Raw genomic sequence first — 17,575 nt, 5'->3', positions numbered from 1 at the left:
ACCACGACCCCCGCCGCAGGCACGACGACCCCCGCCGTCACCCGCGTGGTCGCCCTGGTCAACAGCGAGCGCGCCAAGGTCGGTTGCTCCCCGGTCACCCTGAATGCGAAGCTCTCGCAGGCCGCCCAGGCCCACAGTGCGGACATGGCGAGTCACAACACCATGTCCCACACCGGTTCCGACGGGTCCGACCCGGGACAGCGGATCACGCGCGCGGGCTACCTCTGGAGCACCTACGGCGAGAACGTCGCGTACGGGTACTCCACGCCCGAGCAGGTCATGGCGGGCTGGATGGCCAGCGCCGGTCACAAGCGCAACATCCTGGACTGCGGCTTCAAGGAGATCGGTGTGGGGGTGGCGCAGCCCGGCAACTACTGGACGCAGGACTTCGGCACGGCCCGCTGACCCCCACGGGGTCCACGCCCGTCACGGCCCGCCGACCACCAGGCCGGCCGCGGCCGCTCCGCCCGCTCCGGAGCGCCCGCGGCCGACGTGGTGCCAGCACGGCCGCGAACAACGACGACATCGAGCGGTCCACGCCGGCCGACCACTCCGAGCCGGCCGACTTGTCCGCAACACCCGACTGACCCCCGTCAGATGCTGCCTGGGCGGCGGATCCGAAAAACTACCCCGGGATCCAGCGGGAGGGTTCCGCCAAGGCGTTCGGAAGCGTTGCAGGCCAAGCATCAACCGGGCACCAGCCCACAACGCCACCGATCCCGTGACCCTCAGGCCGCCACCGGCTCCGCCGCGAGGAACCCTTCCACGGCCTTCCCCGCGCGGCGGTCGAACTCGCTGTACTGCGCCTCCCGCTCGGCTCCCGCGACCGCGTCGCCGACCAGCAGATTGCCCTCGGCGTCGAGGCGCTGAGGGCGCTCCTCTGCGTCGGGGAGCAGGGCGACGGAGGAGTGGGAGAACCCGCAGTAGTAGGCGATGCCCTCGCTCAAGTTGGCCTCCAGCACGGCCTGCATCCCCTCCGTGATGGGGTCGTCCGAGGTGGCACCGGCCAGGCCCAGCCACAGCATGCGCTTGCCCGCCAGGCGAGGCTTGCTGCGACCGTAGGCGAATCCGTAGTTCCACACGCGATCGATCCAGCCCTTGAGGAGGGCGGGCACGCTCTGCCAGTACACGGGGAACACGGCGACGACGACATCGGCGTCGAGAATGCGCTGCATATGGGCCCGGACTTCGTCCGAGTACGGCTTCTCCCGGTTGCCCCAGTCAGGCTGGTCGGCCACGTTCATCCGCGGGTCGAATCCCTCGGCGTGCAGGTCGAGCAGGTCGACGACGTATCCGGCGGTCTCAAGTTGCGCAACGGTACGGCGGGCGGTGTGCGCGGTGAGGGAATCGGTGCGGTGGTGGGCGATGACCACAAGGGCGGTCCTGGCTGCGCTGTCGAGGTGCGACATGGTCTCTCCTGGTTGGTGTCGGTCGGTGCTGCCAGTCCAGTACACCCGTGGTCGATTGGATGATCCATGGGAGAAACGCTCCGTTGCATAGGAGTTCGTCTACGATGGCGCCCGTGGACCCCTTGAGTTCTCTGCTCAGTGGCATCCGGGCCGAGGGCTCGGTCGTCAGTCACGCCGTGCTGGAAGCGCCCTGGACCATCCGCTTCGCCGACGGTGCCCCGCTGACCATGGTGAGCGTGCTGCGTGGCGGCGGCACCCTGCTGCTGCCCGACGGCACCGAACAAGAGGTCGGCGTCGGAGACACGGCCATCGTGTGCGGCCCCGACCCGTTTCACCTCGCGGATCGGCCGTCCTCCTGCAACCGCCCACACGTCGAGTACGAGATCGCGTGCTTCACAGAGGATGCCGCATGCACCGCCCAGGGCCTCGGCGGCATCCGCTGGGGCAACGATCCGGACGGGGCGACCGCACTGATCGTGGGCGCCTACCGTGCATCGGGCCATCGCCATCAACGACTGCTGCGCGCCCTGCCACCCGTACTGGTGATCAATGAGGACAGCGAGGTTTGCGCCTGGCTGGAGGCAGCCGCCGCCGACGCCGCCCTGCGCTCGGCCGGCTCGCAGGCGCTGATGGACCGACTCCTGGACTGGGCCCTGGTGTGCACACTGCGCACCTGGTTCGAACAGGCGGGCCCGGACGCCCCCGACTGGTATCGCGGCCTGGCCGAACCGATCCTCGCCCCCGCCCTCCAAGCCTTCCACGCCCGGCCCTCCAAGACGTGGACGGTAGCGGCGCTCGCCGCCGAATCCGGCGTCTCCCGGGCCCTGTTCGCCAAACGCTTCACCGAGGTGATGGGCCGCCCGCCTCTGACCTACCTCACCGAATGCCGCATGGACGAAGCCGAGGCACTCCTTTCCGACACCGACTTCGCCATCGCGCAGATCGCCAAGTCCGTCGGCTACGCCGACGCCTTCGGCTTCAGCGCCGCCTTCAAACGCCATCGGGGCCTGAGCCCCAGCGTCTTCCGCGCCGCGGCGTCCTGACGTCCCCGCACCTCCCGCGCCCCCCGGGCAGCGGATCACGCCGAAGACTACGGGCAGCCACTCCCGCACACCGAGGCCGCCGGCGTGGTACGAGCTGACGCTGTCGGCTACGCCGGCGGTCCGGGGGCCGCCTTCGACCCCCGGCGCCGGTCCGTGAGCTGGACCTACTGGTGGAGGTTCTCTCCGACCCGTCCGTGCGTCCGGGGTTCGAGGCGATCTGGTACCTGCCGGACGTCGAGGGCGCCTTCACCCGTGAGGATGTCGTCTCCTGGGCAGCCCACCTGCTCGCGGGTGCGCCGCAGACGGCGCTCGTCTTCGTCGTCCGGCTCATCGACGCGGCGCGCCGGACCGGGGACACCTTGCTGTGCCGCGCCGCGCTGGACGAGGCGTGGCAACTGCTGGTGGTCCAGCCGTCCGCAGCGGCCGCGCTGCTCGCCGATCGGCGGCGACCTGCCTGATCCTCGCTCCCGGGCGCGACTGGTACAGCGCGACCGGGTCCGCCGCATGCGGAGCGTCACCGGTGCGGTAGAGGTGAGGATGCCGCGTGAGAGAGCTACGGTGACGGCTGCCGTGCGGTCGTTGACGCCCAGCTTGACGAACGCTCGCAAGCAGGTGCGTCTTTCCTGGCGATTCGCCGATCTACAGTTGCCGACCGATCTCGTTGTCGGACAGACCTCGCGCGACGAGGCCGAGTACCTGAGCCTCTTGCGGGGTCAATTGCTCCTCGGTCGACGCCTGAATGCGGATCACCAGCCGCGCGGCTACGAGATCAACTTGATCTTTAACGTCTGGCCTCGGACGGCGTCTCGTACTGTCTTTCCTGGCGCTCGCCGGTCGGGTGACGGGCCTACCCAATCCGGCTCTTCGTCGCAGGCGAAGTGTCTGCTGATTCATGTTCTTATTGGGCCAGAATCTTATACCGGCCCGCCCGTGACCCGTTCGGGCGGTTTGTTCCCTCTGATGCAGCACGCCACTTCTCGCATGGCGCTCGTTATGTGGACGTGACAAAGCGAGAAACGTTCGGAGAAACGGTCCTGGCCGTGATCGGCGGCCTCGAAGCGGAATGCTTGAGGGCGGTTAAAATTATTCGCGGCAGCGATACCGCGGCAATTTCGGTGTCGTCCGCGTCTCGTGTGCCCGACGCGACGTCCTGAAAGAGGGCATGGGGAACTGCAGTGGACAGGTTCAGCAATGACGGCTTTTTCTACGCCCACTCCTACACCCCCAGGGCGGGAGAGGAACCGGGGAGTCAATACGACAGCATTCCGTTCCCCAGCCAACAGGCCAGGGACAGCGCCCCGCACGTCCAGTCCTGGGACAGCGCGCCACAGCACACCACCGCCGTACTGGACGGCTGGGACCCGGACGACGAGCTGGCCGCGATGCTGTCGTCCCCGGCGCCGCACCAGCAGCCCTCCCCCGACCTCATGGACAGGCCGCAGCGCAGGAGCGACCGGCGGCGCATGCAGGACAAGCCGCGCTTCCTGGCGGGCCGGCGCATCAGCTTCGCCACGATCCTGATCGTCGCCATCGCCCTCTGCGCGGCGTGCCTGCTGGGCTGGTCGGTCGCCTACACCTACGGACAGCTCCGCACGATCGCCGAGGGCATGCTGCCCGACACGGTGGCGCGATGGTGGCCGCTCGCGGTGTACGGACCGTGGTTCGTGGCGGCGCTGTCGATCCTTCGGGCCACGGTGCAACACCGCCGCGCGCGCCGCTCCTGGGCCGTCCTCCTCGCCGCCTCGGCCATGGCCGCAGCTCTGTGTGTGGGCCACTCCTCCCGCTCACTGATGGCATTCGTGATGTTCGGGGTCCCTCCCGTCACCGCCCTCGTGTGCTTCTGGGAACTCATCGGCCAGGTCTCCTCCAAGTGCAGGATCCGGCAAGGAGCACACGCGCAACGGAGTCCCAGAAAGTGAGGAACTCCGTTGGCCGATCCCTCAGATGCGCGTCTTTGAGTTCGTGCCGCAGCCGTCCCCGCCAACCGAGTCTGCGCTGCGCGGCACTCAGGAGCCGCAGCAGTCAGGCGTCCTGCTGAGCACCCGTCCACTTCAGGCAGACGACCGCGACTTGCTGGCCGAATGATGCGCGCCCTCGGTCCTGACCTGCACCGAGCAGACTACGCGGGGCCTATGCGCCGCCCGGCCACGTCGAGGCGTGCCGCCCCGCAGGTCGTGGGTCGCTCAACCATGCCGAACCTCTCACGGGCAGCGTCGGGGGCCGCCAGCGGTGGTGAAGCGTATCCAGCCGGAAGGGATTTCGGTCATCGGTCCGGTCGGCGGCGGCACGTCGACGGCGGGCCTCGTCGCGGCCGACAGGGCTGCGCCGCTTGCCTGCTGTTGGCAGTCGCCGGCGTGGACCTGGAGGGGCGGGCGGCCGGTGCCGGTGCCGAGGTCGGCGACCCGGTCCGGAGGCGGCGGCCGGTTGCGCCGACCTGGGGAGGAACCGCTTCCGTCGTGGGCGCTGGAACATGCCCGGTGGAGAAGCGTGCCTTGCGCCATGGCAGGAGCAGCGCGCTCACCATGCACAGCAGGCCGGTGATGAGCAGGGCACCGCGTACGCCGGCTGAGGCGGCGATGAGGCCACCGGCGCTCACGAAGGCGGCCCGGCATGGCCTTTGAGTCGACGGACCAGGAGGTGCCGACGCGGGACATGAAAGCGTCCGGTGTGGCCGCCATGCGGTACGTGGTGAACGACGGGTTGAAGACCCCGGCGACGAAGAGCAGGCCGAAGTCGGTTGGGGGAGTGAGCGGCAGCATGATGGTCCACACTGTGCGTGCAACACCGGACAGCGGCAGAATGCGACGCTGTCCGAATCGTTGGGTGAGCAGCGGGGTGAGTTGCCCGGCCGCCTGTGTACGTCGTTGATGAGATCCGCCCCGCGACCGACCGTCGGCTTTGGTGTCCACACAACGTTCCCTTCGCGGAATCGGGGAGCAGATCCGGCAGCTCTTCGAAGGAGATGCTCGCTCCTCAGTGCCGCGACAGGATTTCAGCCGTCTGGGAGCACCGGTCGTTCCGGCTTTGACTTCTCGATCGGAGTGGCCGCCTTGAAGCCGCGCTGTGCGCCGAACCATGACGGTGTGGCATGGGACAGCGCATGTGACATGAGCGTGCGGAGGATCCAGCCGTGTCCGTGGCCGCTGTCCCGCGTGGCATGGTCCCAGCCGGACGGGTTGTCGAGTTCAGTCTCGAGCCAGTGCCGGAAGAACGCGATCGGAATGTGGACCAGACCCACGGTGCGGTCGTGGTCATAGGCTTCGATGCCACTGCCCCGTGGCCGCCCGCCCTTGGCCCTCTTCGGGGGCGGAGCACCGCTCCGGTCGACACTCCAGTCGACGGTGTCGAGGTTCACCGCGGTTGGTGACTCGAGCTTCAGGTCGCTGCCGAGCATTGCCTGTTGGTGATCTCCATAAGAGGTGTAGACGAAAATCCGGGCATCGCGATTGATCTTCTTCTTCCATAGGGCTGTCTTTTCGAGAAGCGCCTTGAATCGCGCCAAACGGATTCCCGCATCCTTTTCATCGAGATTTGGGTCGAAAAGGTTGATCTGTGAGAGATGTCTGCGGAAGAACGGCGTGTCACTCAGGGTGAGAAGCAACTTCTCCACGCGATCGCCGCTGTGGCTGTAGCCGGACAGCATCACCTCGCCGAAGTCAACGAAGCCGTCCACAACGGTACTTCCCGCGAGTTTCTGGGAAGCGAAGATGATCACGTCCTGGACTGCGCGGGTCAGGGTCTCGGCCGTGAGGAGGTCGTCGAAGTTGCCACCTCGTGTGGACGCCACCGGAACTACGTAGATTACATTCGGCTCGAACCGGTCCGACGCCAGCAAATGCTGGGCCACCGCCCGAAAGTCCGTGCATAGGTAGCGCTCACCGAGCTGGACGTAAGGCTGCTGCCCTTTGAATCCCTGATCGACACAGTGTCTCTCCTTTCCGTCGATGCCACAAGTGCCGGTCCAGTACGCGGTCTCGGTATAACAGTCTCGGTACGCTGGTGGATGAAAGAGGAAATGCACATTGACTTTTTCCGGGGTTCGGCCCTTCAGATGCAGCGCGGCGGTCCGCGAAACCCACATGAGGAAGAGTTGGGTGCCCTTTTCTCGTTCCGCCACGAGCACCGTCCCGTGCTCGTCCGCCAGGCCGCCAATGATGTCGGTGTATTGGACCGTCCGGACGTTGAGACCATCGGGTTTACTCGCATCCAAGACGCGCCGCCCCGGTACGTCGATGGCGCGATCCCGGTGGAACATGAGCGGCAGCAGGAGATCGGTGTCGGCTGTGCCATCAGGCTTGAGGACGTTGTAGCCGGGGCCCTGGAGCGGCTGAAACCGGGCGAATGCGTCAGTCATCATTGGGCTGGTAACCTTACTCGCCGCACGTCCGGGGGTGTCGTCGTTTATGCTGCTGCCTGCTCTTCCAGTGGCACGCCATTGATCACGCGTTTTGAGGGGACGTGATCTTTCGTCGATAAATTCGACTGAGCGGCGTGATCGTGGCCAGGGCAATGATGTGCCTTCATGGCCTGCTGCCGCACTTCGTCGCCGACGTCTCCCTGCGTGAGGTGGAGCGCACGTCCGGGGTGTGCCGTGAGCTCTTTGCCCGCGCTGGAGACGGTGATCCGCCAGTCGTCCGAGAGACTGTGTACGCTGCCGCGTCCGCATGCCCGAGAGCCAGTGCTGTCCTGAGGCTCGGGTGCGTCGTGTTCACAGTTGTTGGCCTGTCTTGGGGTCGTACTTCACACTGACGGCGACGACTTGGTCGGTCGGGAGCACCTCGACCCATTGATCGAAGATCTGATAGGGCTCCGCGGGGCGGAAGCCGCCGGCCAGGGGATCGAATCCGTTCTCGAAGACCCTGTCGGCGGCGAGCGTCGTGTCGAACTTCTCCTGGGCCAGGGACCGCAGGTGCGTTGCGAGGAGGTCCAGAACCTGGCCGACCGTCTTGCCCTGGTAGTCGGCAGGGTCGTCGTCCTGTCTGGTGTACGTCTTGCCGAGGCCGGCTTCTCCTTCGACCTTCTTCAGCCACGCGAGCGCTGCTTGTTCCTGGCCGGGCCGGACGGGCAGGACCACTTTGGCCCAGGCTGCGTTGAGGAATTCATTGCGGCGCTCGTCGGCGTCGATCTGGATCAGCCAGCCCAGTGAGCTTCCGAGGGGTGCCGGCACGGTCTCTTCGGAGATCAGGTAGTTGACCCGCCACTCGTACGGCGGCGATGGCGACGTGCTATTGGGCAGGGCGTAGGAATCTGCACCGGAATACCATCCTGCGACCGTCTGGCCGGCCAAAGGCGGCAGTGCTTTGCCGGGTTCGGGCTTCGGGATGGCGCGTACGGGATACCTGCCGGTGCTGTCTTCGGAGGGCATGGGCGCGTTCACCGCGCCAGCGCGCCAGAAGTCGGGGGAGACGAAGTACAGCATCTCGTCGACGTCGAAGAACTTCTGGATCTCTTCTGCCTCCAGGTACGGCGTGTTGTTGTTGAGCGTAGGGTAAATGTCCTTCGGTAGCTGCTTGAGCAGTTTCCGGAACACGCACCGCCGCTCCTCATTGCGCAGGTCCTCGGAGGAGCGCAGACGCATCGAGCTGATCAGGCGCAGCCGCTCACGGACGGCCTGGCCGTACGCCTCGTGCTGGAGCCGGTCGACGTCTTTCTGATACTCGGCCTGTGCGGCGTCGTTGAGGTCCTTGACCTTCTTCTTGGCCTCATCCGTCGGCTCGTAGACGAGCGTGACATCGAATGGCAGGGATTTGCGGCCCTGGAAATTGGCGTACGTCATTTTCACGTTGAGCGTGTGCGGATTGGTCGACGTATTCACCGTGAACGGTGCGAACTCGACCTGGGCGCCGTGTTTGTCCAGGGAATGAACCTTGCTGAAGGTGTAGCCCTCCGGGACGGGTGGCAGCGGCTTGGGGAAGCAGAACTGGATGATGTCGTCCTTCCCCGGGAGGTAGTCGGGAGTATCGTTGAATCCCCGACAATCATTGCCCGACTCGGGCAGATAGGTCAGCTCGGCCTCTTCGTCCGGCCCCTGCTCGTGCTGGAAGGTGATGTCGAAGTGGTAGGGCACTTCCTTGCTCGCCGGTTCCGGGATCTTCTCGGGCTTCTGGATCGCGCTGAGGTCAGGCGCGGGAACGACGTGCACCATGTCCCCCAGGCCGAGTTCCCTGCCGGGATCCAGGAGGTGGATCTGCCAGCACAGACGTGTTCCGATGTGTTGCAGCTGGATGCCGACCTTGCGCATCTTGCGCCGCATCTCGTAGTTCACCAGCTCGGTGCCCGTGTTCTGCAGGACGTAGCGGCGGCTCGACGTGTCGGTGGTCTCCGTTACCGTCCTGAACGTCGTCTTGAAGTTCCGCTTGATCTCGCTGGTGACCTTGGAAGTCTGTGTGCGGGCGCGCTTGTGCGTCGTCTCGGCACCTCGCTTGACGGTGTTCTGGGTACTGAAGCTGAGACTGGCGTCGGCATGGTAGATCTTGGCGTTCACCCCACCGGTGGCGCTGACGCCGAGTTTCGTGTCGTTGGAGTTCTCCTCCTTGACGGCGTCCGAGACATCTGTCTGATCGGTGAGGCTCTCCTCGCTCTTGCGGGAGACCTCCTCCGACTGTTCCACCACCTTCTCGACCAGGGTGCGCCGTGTGCTGCTCTCCACCACCTCGACGGTGCCTCCCGGGCTGACCCAGATGTGGCCCGAGGGGGTGCCCAGGAAGTTGTCGAACTCGAAGAAGTACTCGCGGAAGAGGTTGACCAACCCCACCGGCGACAGTGCTCCCCCCGCGCCGACGCTGTAGCGCTCGGCCAAGGCCCTCAGACCGGGCTGGAGGAGCGTGAGGGCGTCGCTCCCGTGGAAATTCTCACGCGCGAGGTTGCCGATATCGGACGACGGGGGGTGGATCGGTTTCGCAGACATTCCGGCCGTCGCCCCCACCCACCCGGACAGCGGCTGATAGACGCCGAACAACTCGCTGTCGTACGGCAGCGACCCCGCGAAGTCGTACAACGGCCGTCCAGTGAACGCGGGCGCACCGGCAGCGGGCACGACCAGACGCTGGGAATGACTGGCCCCGCCGCCGTCGGGAACGGCTTCGAACTGGACCTCCACCAAATCGTTGCCGGGAGTGGCCTTGAAGAGCTGGACCTGGCCGCTGGATGTTTGCGCCGCGGCGACGAACGCGATCACCACGCTGCCGGGCCCGCTGGCCCGGGCCGCCACGTACTGGCGTGTCCCGTCCGGGCTCCGCCACACGAGAGTCCCGCCCAGCGCGTCCACGCCGGGATAGGCGCTGGGGTCCACCACCGTGACGCTGCCCGGGAAGGCCATGGTCATCCGGCGCCCGGTGACGATCTCGGTGTTGGAGCCCTCCACCTTGTACGACCAGATCCGATATGCACCGCCGCTGGACGCCACAGGAAGGGATGACGTTCCCAGGAATGTGACTGCGTACGTCATCGAGACGCTCCTCACCTCGTCGTATTTCCTCCGTCATATTCGCCCGACATTCGGAGCGAGGCGCGCTGAGACGTAGCCAGTCACCTGAATGGCTGGCCGATCGCGTGACGGCCTTCCCTCATCGGGTCGGTGCGCAGCGCGCGAGGTGTACAGATGTGACGATGTCGCATCAGCTACGGGAGGTGCACGCGTGAACGTCTATCTCGTCGAGTACACGACGCCCAGGACCCCGCCCCTGAGGGAACGCAAGGTGGAGGCAGACGACTTCGCGGTGAGGGACGCATTTGTGGAGTTCACCACCGCCGACGGCAAAAAGGTCTTCAGCGTCCGCGCCGAGACCGTTGTGACCATCGCCAAGATGCCCCCGGAACCACCGAGCACGTGAGGATGCGCCGACCAGGATGTGTAGCTCTTCTGGCGTGAAGGACGTGGGGCAGGCGGTCAGCCCGTAAGTGGCCTGGGTAGAGCCAGTGGTGTTCGAGTCCGGTGGGGAAGGCGAAATCGTCTGCAGAAGCGGTGCGCTTCGCGCTGCCGTACGTTGCGGGGCGCCGACCGTGACCAGGGACTCCCGGAGCCAGAGGGCCGGGTCGTACCCGGCCCGCGGAACGGGGGCTCCGAGCGCGATGCGCTGGGCTTCGGAGTACCGGTGGCCCTGCGCCTGCGGCGGATTGTCTGCGCCGTGCGGCCGGGAGCGCGCGGGCGGAAGCGGGCTGGGTCCGCTCCGGTGCCGGGGCCGCCAGGTTCAGCAGCCGCGTCCGGGCCGGCGCGGCCGCCGAGTGTCAGGACCGTCCCGGCCACTGCTGCCGCCTGTCCCGATCGCGCAGTGCCCGATCACCGTCCACACGGCTCCGTATTGGGCGGACGAACAGACCTGCGTCCGGGGCGTGCGGGTACGCGCATGTGTCTGATTGACTCCGCGCTCACCCCCACACCCGTACTCGCACCCCTTCCGGGGTGTCGGATCGACGTGAGCGGAGCCGCCCACATGTCCTTCGGACCGCAGCCCTGGCATGGGCCGCCGCACCATGACGCATTCGCAGCCGCCGGGCGACCTCCCGCGGAGCACGAGCGACCCGATGCCGAGGAGGCGGCGCGCCTGGCCGTCGGGCTGCGGCTCGGCGTCCGGATCGCCGTGGCCTGGCTGCTCTATGTGCTGCCCGCCTCCCTCGTACCGGCCTTGTACGGTACGAGGATCGCCGGGCCGGTGAGCCTCGGTGTGCTCCTGGCCGTGGTGCCGTTCGGAGTCGGTGTGCACGCGCTCGTGGTGTACGGGCGACGGGTCGACCGGCTCGAGCCGCAGCCGGGTGCCCGGAGGTGGTCGTGACCACGCTGCTCGATCCCTCGTCCCGGTCCCTCGTCTTCGCCGTGTTCTCGGTGTTCGTCGTGATCTGCCTGCTGCTGTGCATCGCCACCGGCGCCGACGAGGACGACCGGGCTCTCGTGCGGTCCGAGAACCGCAGGCTGCGCTCCTGGCAGCAGGGCATCGCGATGGGCGGCGACACCACCACGGTCGCGACGGTCACCGTACTGGTGGGCATGGTCGCCACGTCCGGCTTCGACGGCCTCGGCGTGATGCTGGGCAGCCTGATCGGGGTCATGCTGCTCCTCGTGCTGATCATCGAGCCGTTGCGCAGGCACGCCTCGTTGACGGCCGCTGACATGCTGGACGCGCGCGGCAGCGGCGGGCCCGCCGTGCGCGTCTCGTGGGGCGCGGTGACCCTGCTCGTCTGCTTCCCTCTGCTGGTCGTGCAGTTGGTGGTGGTCGGCAACGTCGCCGCGGCGCTGATCGGGCAGCCCGGTACGCGGACCGGCTGCATCGTGGTGATCGGCTGCGTGATGACGGCGCTCGCTGTCAGTGGCGGGATCCGGGGCACCGGCGTGGTGATGATCGCGAAGTCGGCGATCGCCCTGCCCGTGCTGGTGGTCGCTGCCGTGCTGGTGCTCAACCGCTTCGGCGGGGACCCCGGGCGGCTGCTCGACGCCGCCGCGCACGGCTCGCGGATGGGCGAGGCGTATCTGCGTCCGGGCGGCTACACCGGTGACGGGTGGGTGGGCGCCGTGAACCGGATCGGGCAGACCGTCGGCATGTCGATGGCCACGCTGGCGATGCCCGCCGTACTCATGCGGGCGATCTCGACGAAGAGCCCGCGCGGCGCCCGCACCGTCGGGCGCTGGATGCTCACCGAACTCACCCTGCTGTACGGAGCGCTCACCGTCGTCGGCGTCGGCGCCGCGGCCCTCGTCGGTGAGGCGCTGCGCCAGGCCGGCCCGTCGGCGCAGGTCTTCACGCCGCTGATGCTGGGGCGGGCGCTCGACGGCGGCGGCCTCCTGGTCGCGGCCCTGGCCTGCGTCCTCTTCCTGACCGCGCTCGCGGCCGTCGTGGATGTGACCCTCGCCGCCGGCATCGCCCTGGGACGGGACGTGCTGGGCGCATACGGCAAGACCGCCGGTAGCCGCCCGGCGGACAAGGCGGCTGGAACCGCGTCGCGGTGGTCGGCGGCGCTGACGGGCACTGCCGCCGCGCTCGTGGCGGTCGTCCTCGCCGACTGGAACCTGGTGGTCGTCTCGACGCTCTGGCTCGCCGTCTGCGGCGCCGCCCTCGCGCCCGTTCTGCTGTACGCCCTGTACTGGCCCGGTTTCACCGCCCGCGGTGCGCTGTGGTGCCTGTGGGGAGCCACGGTGCTGAGCATCGCGGCGCTGGTGCTGTCGCCGTACACGTCCGGCACACCCGCGTCGATCTTCCCCGACCAGGACTTCAGGATCTGGGACGTGACGATCCCGGGCCTGGTGACGGTGCCGGCCGGATTCCTGCTGGGCTGGCTGGGCAGTGTCACGGATCGACGCCGGGCCGCCGGCGAGGTAGGCGGCGCGGAGCACGTCTTCTCGTCTTGATGGCCGGTCACATCCACGGCGAGGACGGCTGCACCGGCTGCGAGGGCAGCCGCGGCGCGGCCGTTCCTCCGCTGCCCGGGCAGCCCCGGCACCACGTCCGGCCACGCGGTGGCGCTATGCGGCGGGGTTTGCGGGCAGGACTCGGGTGAGCCAGTCGGTTCGGGTTCGGCGGGCCGTGGCCGAGATGTGAGCCTGCGGGTACAGGGCGTCGAATCCGTGGAAGCCGCCTGCCCAGACGTGGAGTTCGGCCTGGCCGTCGGCTGCCCAGATGCGGGTGGCGTAGTCGGTGTCCTCGTCGCGGAAGACTTCGGCGGAGCCGGTGTCGATGTAGGTGGCGGGCAGGCCCGCGAGGTCGTCGGCCAGGGCGGGTGAGACGTATGCGGGTACCTCGTTGTCGGTGAGGTCGCCGAGGAGGCAGCGCCATCCGAATCCGTTCATCTCGCGGGTCCAGACGCCGGGCCCGTTCGAGTACTGGAGGCTGGAGGTCGTGGTGTTGCGGTGGTCGAGCATGGGGCCGATGAGGACTTGGGCGGCGATCGTCGGGGTGCCGAGGTCGCGGGCCAGCAGCGTGACGCCGGCGGCGAGGCCGCCACCCGCGCTGGCGCCTGCGACGATGATCCGGGCGGGGTCGATGCCCAGTTCGGCGGCGTGCTCGGCGATCCAGAGCAGTCCCTGGTAGCAGTCGTCGACCGGGATCATGCCGGTGGTTTCGGGCGCGAGCCGGTAGTCGACGGAGACGACGACGGCGCCGAGCTCGTCGAGCCACTCCAGCGGGATGTCGATCTGTGAGAAGCGGTCGCCCATGACCATCCCGCCGCCGTGCATCCAGTAGACGCAGGGCGCGGCGGTGGTGCGATCGGTGTTCGCGGGACTGATGACGGACATGGGGATCGTGGTGCCGTCCGGACTCGTAGCCGTGACCTCGCGCCGGTCGATCGCGCGACCTTCGAGGAGGGGTTCGACGGGCATCGAGGAGAACGGGCGTACCTGTGCCAGCACTTCCAGGCTGAGCTGGGACATCAGCGGCATGCCGGCCAGGAGTTCACGCAGTTCGGGGTCAAGGGCGGGCCGTGCTGTCGTCATGGTTGTCGCCTTTCGTGGTTGGTGGTGCCAGGACGGTCGAGCGAGGAGTCGACCGAGGAGTCGAGCGAGGACGGGGTCGCCTCGGCGGGCGCCGAGGCGGCAGGGGCTGGGTGTGGGGTGTTCGGCGGGTCAGAAGGCGGCTTTGCCGCGGACCGGGACGTAGTCGGTGTACTCGGATTCCTTGGCCAGCAGTCCGTCGATCTGCGCCACGATGGCCTGGGCGCACGCTTCCGGCAGCAGTTCCACGCGGTCGAGGAGATCGCCAAGGGGAGCGGCCTGGACTGGACGATCCTGCGCTGCGCCGATTTCGCCGCCAACACCCTGGCCTGGGCCGGGCAGATCCGGGCGACCGGGACCGTGCGGGGGGCGTACCCGCACGCGCGGACCTCGACCGTCGACGAGCGTGACATCGCCGCGGTGGGCGCCCTCGCCCTGACCCACCCGCGGCACCGCGGTCAGACATACCTGCTCACCGGGGAACGGTCGCTGAGCCAGCCGGAGAGGGTGGCCGCGCTCGGCGCGGCGCTCGAGCGGACACTGTCCTTCGTCGAGGCCGCACCGGAGGAGATCCGCCGCGGCATGCTCGCCGCCGGCCTGCCCGACGAGGTCCCTGACCGGCTGCTCGGCTCGCTGGCCGACTACGCCCGCCAGGCCGGGCCCACCACCGACACCGTGCGGCGGCTGCTGGGTCGCCCGGCACGTACGTACGCCACCTGGGCGCAGGACCACCGTGCCGCCTTCACCGCAGGAGGACCCCGATGAAGCTGACGATCGTGGCCGCCACCGGCGGACAGTCGACACCGCCCGCACGCAGGGCGTCGTCCGCCTCCATGTGAAAGCTGATCGGATGCTCTCTCAGGAATCATGAAAAGTGGTGGGCTTGACCTGGTCAGAGGTCGGTGTCGGGCACGAGCCGCTGGGCAGCCGTACGCGGTCAGCCGCGTACTCGCAAGAGGAAAACCCGGCGACGTTGGCGATCAGTCCCGGGATAGTGGTCGCCCATGGATGAGGTCAAAGTCGTCGTCGCCCATTCCGAGCGTGCGACTCTGCGCGTCGGCGACGTGTTCCTGAAGGTGGACGCCGATCAGGCGCGCATCGACGTCGAGGTGAAGGCGATGTCCTTCGCGCCGGTTCCGACCCCGGAGGTCCTGTGGCGCAAGCCGCACGTGCTCGCGACAGCCGCACTTGCGGGCACGACGCTCGGGCGCCTCGGCGGGCCGGCGACAGGGTCGTCGGCCGCGTGGACCGCGGCGGGCGCCGCCATCCGGAAGCTGCACGACGCGCCACTGCCGCCCTGGCCTGGCCGGGCCGGCCGGAGCGTCGACGAGTTGACGAAGGAACTCGCCGACGAGTGCGAGTTGCTCGTGACGAACGGCGTCCTGCCGGCCGACCTGGTCACCCGCAACCGCCAAGTCGCCGAGGCCGCGCTGCGGCCGTGGACTCCGGCGTTCACGCACGGCGACCTGCAGATCGCGCACGTCTTCGTCGACGGCGACGAGGTCACCGGCATCATCGACTGGTCCGAGGCGGGCCAGGGAGATGCCCTGTACGACCTCGCCACCTTCGTACTCGGACACGAGGAGCACCTCGACGACGTCATCGCCGGGTACGGCACGGACATCGACCTTGACGTGATCCACGCGTGGGCGTCGTTGCGAAGCCTGCTGGCAGTTCGCTCGCTGATCGAGCAGGGCTTCGACCCCTTCGCGCCGGGCTGTGAGGTCGAGATGCTGAGATCTCGAGTGTGAGGCCGCGTGGGCCCCACTGCCACGTATGGGTGCTGACGCATCGAGCACGCCAGAGCCTCGGATACGACCCTGACGGCCATTACGGCCGGGAAAGCGACGGATTGGCGGCCGCTGCTTTTGCCACCTGCGGGTCGTCGTCGGTGAGTAGGGCACGAGGTCCGGCTGCGGGCGGAGGGCCGGCCGTCACCGCGAAGCGGTTTGGCGGCCGCTTCCGCCGAGCAAGATCAGGATCATGTGTTCGGCTCGAACGAGGAAGCGAAGCAGGGGAGGCGTGTTGTCCCCGGCCAGGGCATGGGACCGCGCCGGTTGCCTCGGCGACGCTCGAGGAGGAACCCGTGGCCGTCGTACCCACGACAGAGATCGACATGTTCGCGTCCTCGGACCGGCCCACTCGCTACGAGCAGTATCGGCACCTGCGGGAGTTGGGCGGCGTCGTCCGGCTGCGCGAACCGGACGTGTACGCGATCACGCGGTACGACGAGGTGAAAGCCGCGCTCGCCGACCATGACGCCTTCCTCTCGGGCGAGGGCGTGGGATTCGATCCCGATGTCAACCAGATCATGCGGGGCGTCACCCTCGTCAGCGACCCTCCGGAGCACGAGGTGCTGCGCTCCGTCGTGGGGGCGGGGCTACGGCCCGGACCCCTGCGGGCGCGTGCCGAGGAGATCGCGGGCAAGGCGCGCGACCTCGTCGCCGAAGTCGTCGCCCGGGGCGAGATCGACGGCGTGACCGAGTTGGCCCAGGCGATGCCGATGCTGGTCATCCCCGACTACCTCGGACTACCCGAACGCAATCGCGAACATCTCTACGCATGGGGACAGGTGGGCAACGACCTGCTGGGTCCCCGCTCCGAACGCACCCCGCACAACATGGAGATGACCCAACGTCTGTTCGCGTTCGCCCACGAGCTCGCGGCGAACGGGGAACTCGCGCCCCACAGCCCCGGTGCCGCCATGCTGGAGGCGGCCGATCAGGGCGTCATCGCCAAGGAGAAGTGCCCGCTCCTCCTCGTCGACTTCATCGGGCCGTCGCTGGAGACCACGGCCGCGGCCATCGGCCATCTGCTCGTCCTGTTCGCCGAGCGCCCGGACCAGTGGGCCGCGCTGCGCGCCGAGCCCGCTCTGGTGGCCTCGACGATCAACGAGCTGCTCCGGCTCGAGACTCCCGTGCGGGGCCTGACCCGCGTCGCGGCCCGCGACACGGAGCTGGGCGGGGTGACAATCCCGCAGGGCGCCCGGGTGTGGGCGCTGTTCGCCTCAGCCAACCGTGACGAGCGGAAGTGGGAACGCGCGCACGAGTTCGACCTTCGCCGCAATCCCCTCGACCATCTCGGGTTCGGACACGGCGCGCACAACTGTGTCGGCCAGGGCATCGCCCGCATGGAGTTGCACGCCCTGATCCACGCGCTGCTCGAGTCCGTGGAGCGTTTCGAGTTCACCGGCGACCCGGTGATCGCGCAGAACACGATCCTGAACACGTACGCCGAGGTACCCGTCCGACTCGTGGCGGGCAAGGCGGCGTGACGGGCGGCGTTGCCGCGGTGGGCAGGGCGAGCCCGGGGGGAGGGGCCTGTCCGGGATCCTTCCCCCAGGGAAGACGGGTCCGGCGCGGGGATCCGTACAGCGGTGATGGCCCGCCACGACGTCAACGGCGCCCGTCACCACCGACTATGGAACAGAGCCGAACGTCTTACTGCCTCCTCCTACCAGACCAGGCACCAGTAACGGCCATAGTGGCCGATGCCGATACGGCCGCCTTGCGCTACCAGGCCCGGGTCCGGCCGCCCTGCGGCTGCCAGTGAGCACGCTGGGTCACCGACCACCCCCGCCACGGCCATCCGCTGAGCGGCGGCCATTGCCGTCGCGGACGTGTACCACGTGGTTGTTGCCGGCTTGACGCCGCCGCTCAGCGGATGGCCGTGGCGGGGGTGGTCGGTGACCCAGCGTGCTCACT

At 68.2% G+C, this 17,575-nt stretch carries 14 protein-coding genes and 1 pseudogene; 10 read left to right on the top strand and 5 right to left on the bottom strand.

All coding sequences use genetic code 11. The features are described from left to right. A partial coding sequence (locus P1P75_RS29750) for a CAP domain-containing protein (RefSeq protein ID WP_319261157.1) occupies window positions 1-405 on the top strand: 405 nt, incomplete at its 5' end. Between the two features lie 323 nt (window positions 406-728). Here P1P75_RS29750 and P1P75_RS29745 read toward each other — a convergent pair. Beyond that, window positions 729-1,409: an NAD(P)H oxidoreductase gene (locus P1P75_RS29745; RefSeq protein ID WP_319261154.1), complete on the bottom strand. Its 681-nt coding sequence runs from the start codon at window positions 1,407-1,409 to the stop codon at window positions 729-731. A gap of 104 nt (window positions 1,410-1,513) precedes the next feature. Here P1P75_RS29745 and P1P75_RS29740 point away from each other — a divergent pair, with 104 nt between their 5' ends. The 3 genes from P1P75_RS29740 (at window position 1,514) to P1P75_RS29730 (ending at window position 4,371) form a co-directional block, all read left to right on the top strand. Next, on the top strand, window positions 1,514-2,452 hold the full coding sequence (locus P1P75_RS29740; protein WP_319261152.1) for an AraC family transcriptional regulator: 939 nt from the start codon (window positions 1,514-1,516) through the stop codon (window positions 2,450-2,452). A gap of 170 nt (window positions 2,453-2,622) precedes the next feature. After that, on the top strand, window positions 2,623-2,910 hold the full coding sequence (locus P1P75_RS29735; protein WP_319261148.1) for a hypothetical protein: 288 nt from the start codon (window positions 2,623-2,625) through the stop codon (window positions 2,908-2,910). A 717-nt stretch (window positions 2,911-3,627) separates the two neighbouring features. Continuing rightward, on the top strand, window positions 3,628-4,371 hold the full coding sequence (locus P1P75_RS29730) for a DUF2637 domain-containing protein (RefSeq protein ID WP_319261145.1): 744 nt from the start codon (window positions 3,628-3,630) through the stop codon (window positions 4,369-4,371). A 1,073-nt stretch (window positions 4,372-5,444) separates the two neighbouring features. Here the strand turns inward: P1P75_RS29730 and P1P75_RS29725 are convergent. Then, a complete protein-coding gene (locus tag P1P75_RS29725) occupies window positions 5,445-6,809 on the bottom strand; it encodes a hypothetical protein (protein ID WP_319261142.1) in 1,365 nt (454 codons plus the stop codon). Window positions 6,810-7,160: 351 nt separating this feature from the next. After that, window positions 7,161-9,899 (bottom strand): hypothetical protein, encoded by a 2,739-nt coding sequence (locus tag P1P75_RS29720; RefSeq protein ID WP_319261138.1) that lies wholly within the window; start codon window positions 9,897-9,899, stop codon window positions 7,161-7,163. A gap of 190 nt (window positions 9,900-10,089) precedes the next feature. On the opposite strand from P1P75_RS29720, the gene P1P75_RS29715 reads away from it, so the two are divergent. The 3 genes from P1P75_RS29715 to P1P75_RS29705 all read left to right on the top strand — a co-directional run bounded on the left by P1P75_RS29715 (window position 10,090) and on the right by P1P75_RS29705 (window position 12,791). Further along, on the top strand, window positions 10,090-10,284 hold the full coding sequence (locus tag P1P75_RS29715; RefSeq protein WP_319261136.1) for a hypothetical protein: 195 nt from the start codon (window positions 10,090-10,092) through the stop codon (window positions 10,282-10,284). Between the two features lie 600 nt (window positions 10,285-10,884). Beyond that, window positions 10,885-11,223: a hypothetical protein gene (locus P1P75_RS29710; protein WP_319261133.1), complete on the top strand. Its 339-nt coding sequence runs from the start codon at window positions 10,885-10,887 to the stop codon at window positions 11,221-11,223. Then, window positions 11,220-12,791 carry a transporter gene (locus tag P1P75_RS29705; RefSeq protein WP_319261130.1) on the top strand — a complete coding sequence of 524 codons (1,572 nt, stop codon included), beginning with the start codon at window positions 11,220-11,222 and terminating at the stop codon, window positions 12,789-12,791. The genes P1P75_RS29710 and P1P75_RS29705 overlap by 4 nt, the downstream gene beginning before the upstream one ends. A gap of 114 nt (window positions 12,792-12,905) precedes the next feature. On the opposite strand, the gene P1P75_RS29700 is transcribed toward P1P75_RS29705, so the two are convergent. Together P1P75_RS29700 and P1P75_RS29695 are read right to left on the bottom strand one after the other, a co-directional pair. Further along, window positions 12,906-13,874, bottom strand: a complete 969-nt coding sequence (locus tag P1P75_RS29700) for an alpha/beta hydrolase (RefSeq protein WP_319261127.1) — start codon at window positions 13,872-13,874, stop codon at window positions 12,906-12,908. Window positions 13,875-14,003: 129 nt separating this feature from the next. Next, a pseudogene (locus tag P1P75_RS29695) lies at window positions 14,004-14,096 on the bottom strand (antibiotic biosynthesis monooxygenase); the annotation flags it as partial. A 135-nt stretch (window positions 14,097-14,231) separates the two neighbouring features. On the opposite strand from P1P75_RS29695, the gene P1P75_RS29690 reads away from it, so the two are divergent. The 3 genes from P1P75_RS29690 (at window position 14,232) to P1P75_RS29680 (ending at window position 17,145) form a co-directional block, all read left to right on the top strand. After that, window positions 14,232-14,636 (top strand): hypothetical protein, encoded by a 405-nt coding sequence (locus P1P75_RS29690; RefSeq protein ID WP_319261125.1) that lies wholly within the window; start codon window positions 14,232-14,234, stop codon window positions 14,634-14,636. 239 nt (window positions 14,637-14,875) lie between these two features. After that, window positions 14,876-15,622: a phosphotransferase gene (locus P1P75_RS29685; RefSeq protein WP_319261122.1), complete on the top strand. Its 747-nt coding sequence runs from the start codon at window positions 14,876-14,878 to the stop codon at window positions 15,620-15,622. Between the two features lie 335 nt (window positions 15,623-15,957). Continuing rightward, window positions 15,958-17,145: a cytochrome P450 gene (locus tag P1P75_RS29680; RefSeq protein WP_319261120.1), complete on the top strand. Its 1,188-nt coding sequence runs from the start codon at window positions 15,958-15,960 to the stop codon at window positions 17,143-17,145. Window positions 17,146-17,575: the final 430 nt, after the last annotated feature.

Origin of the sequence: Streptomyces sp. ID05-39B, assembly GCF_033794725.1 — a bacterium.
Taxonomy (GTDB): Bacteria; Actinomycetota; Actinomycetes; order Streptomycetales; family Streptomycetaceae; genus Streptomyces; species Streptomyces bobili.
The sequence above is the reverse complement of the archived record's forward strand: the minus strand, read 5'-3'. Positions and strand labels throughout refer to the sequence as shown.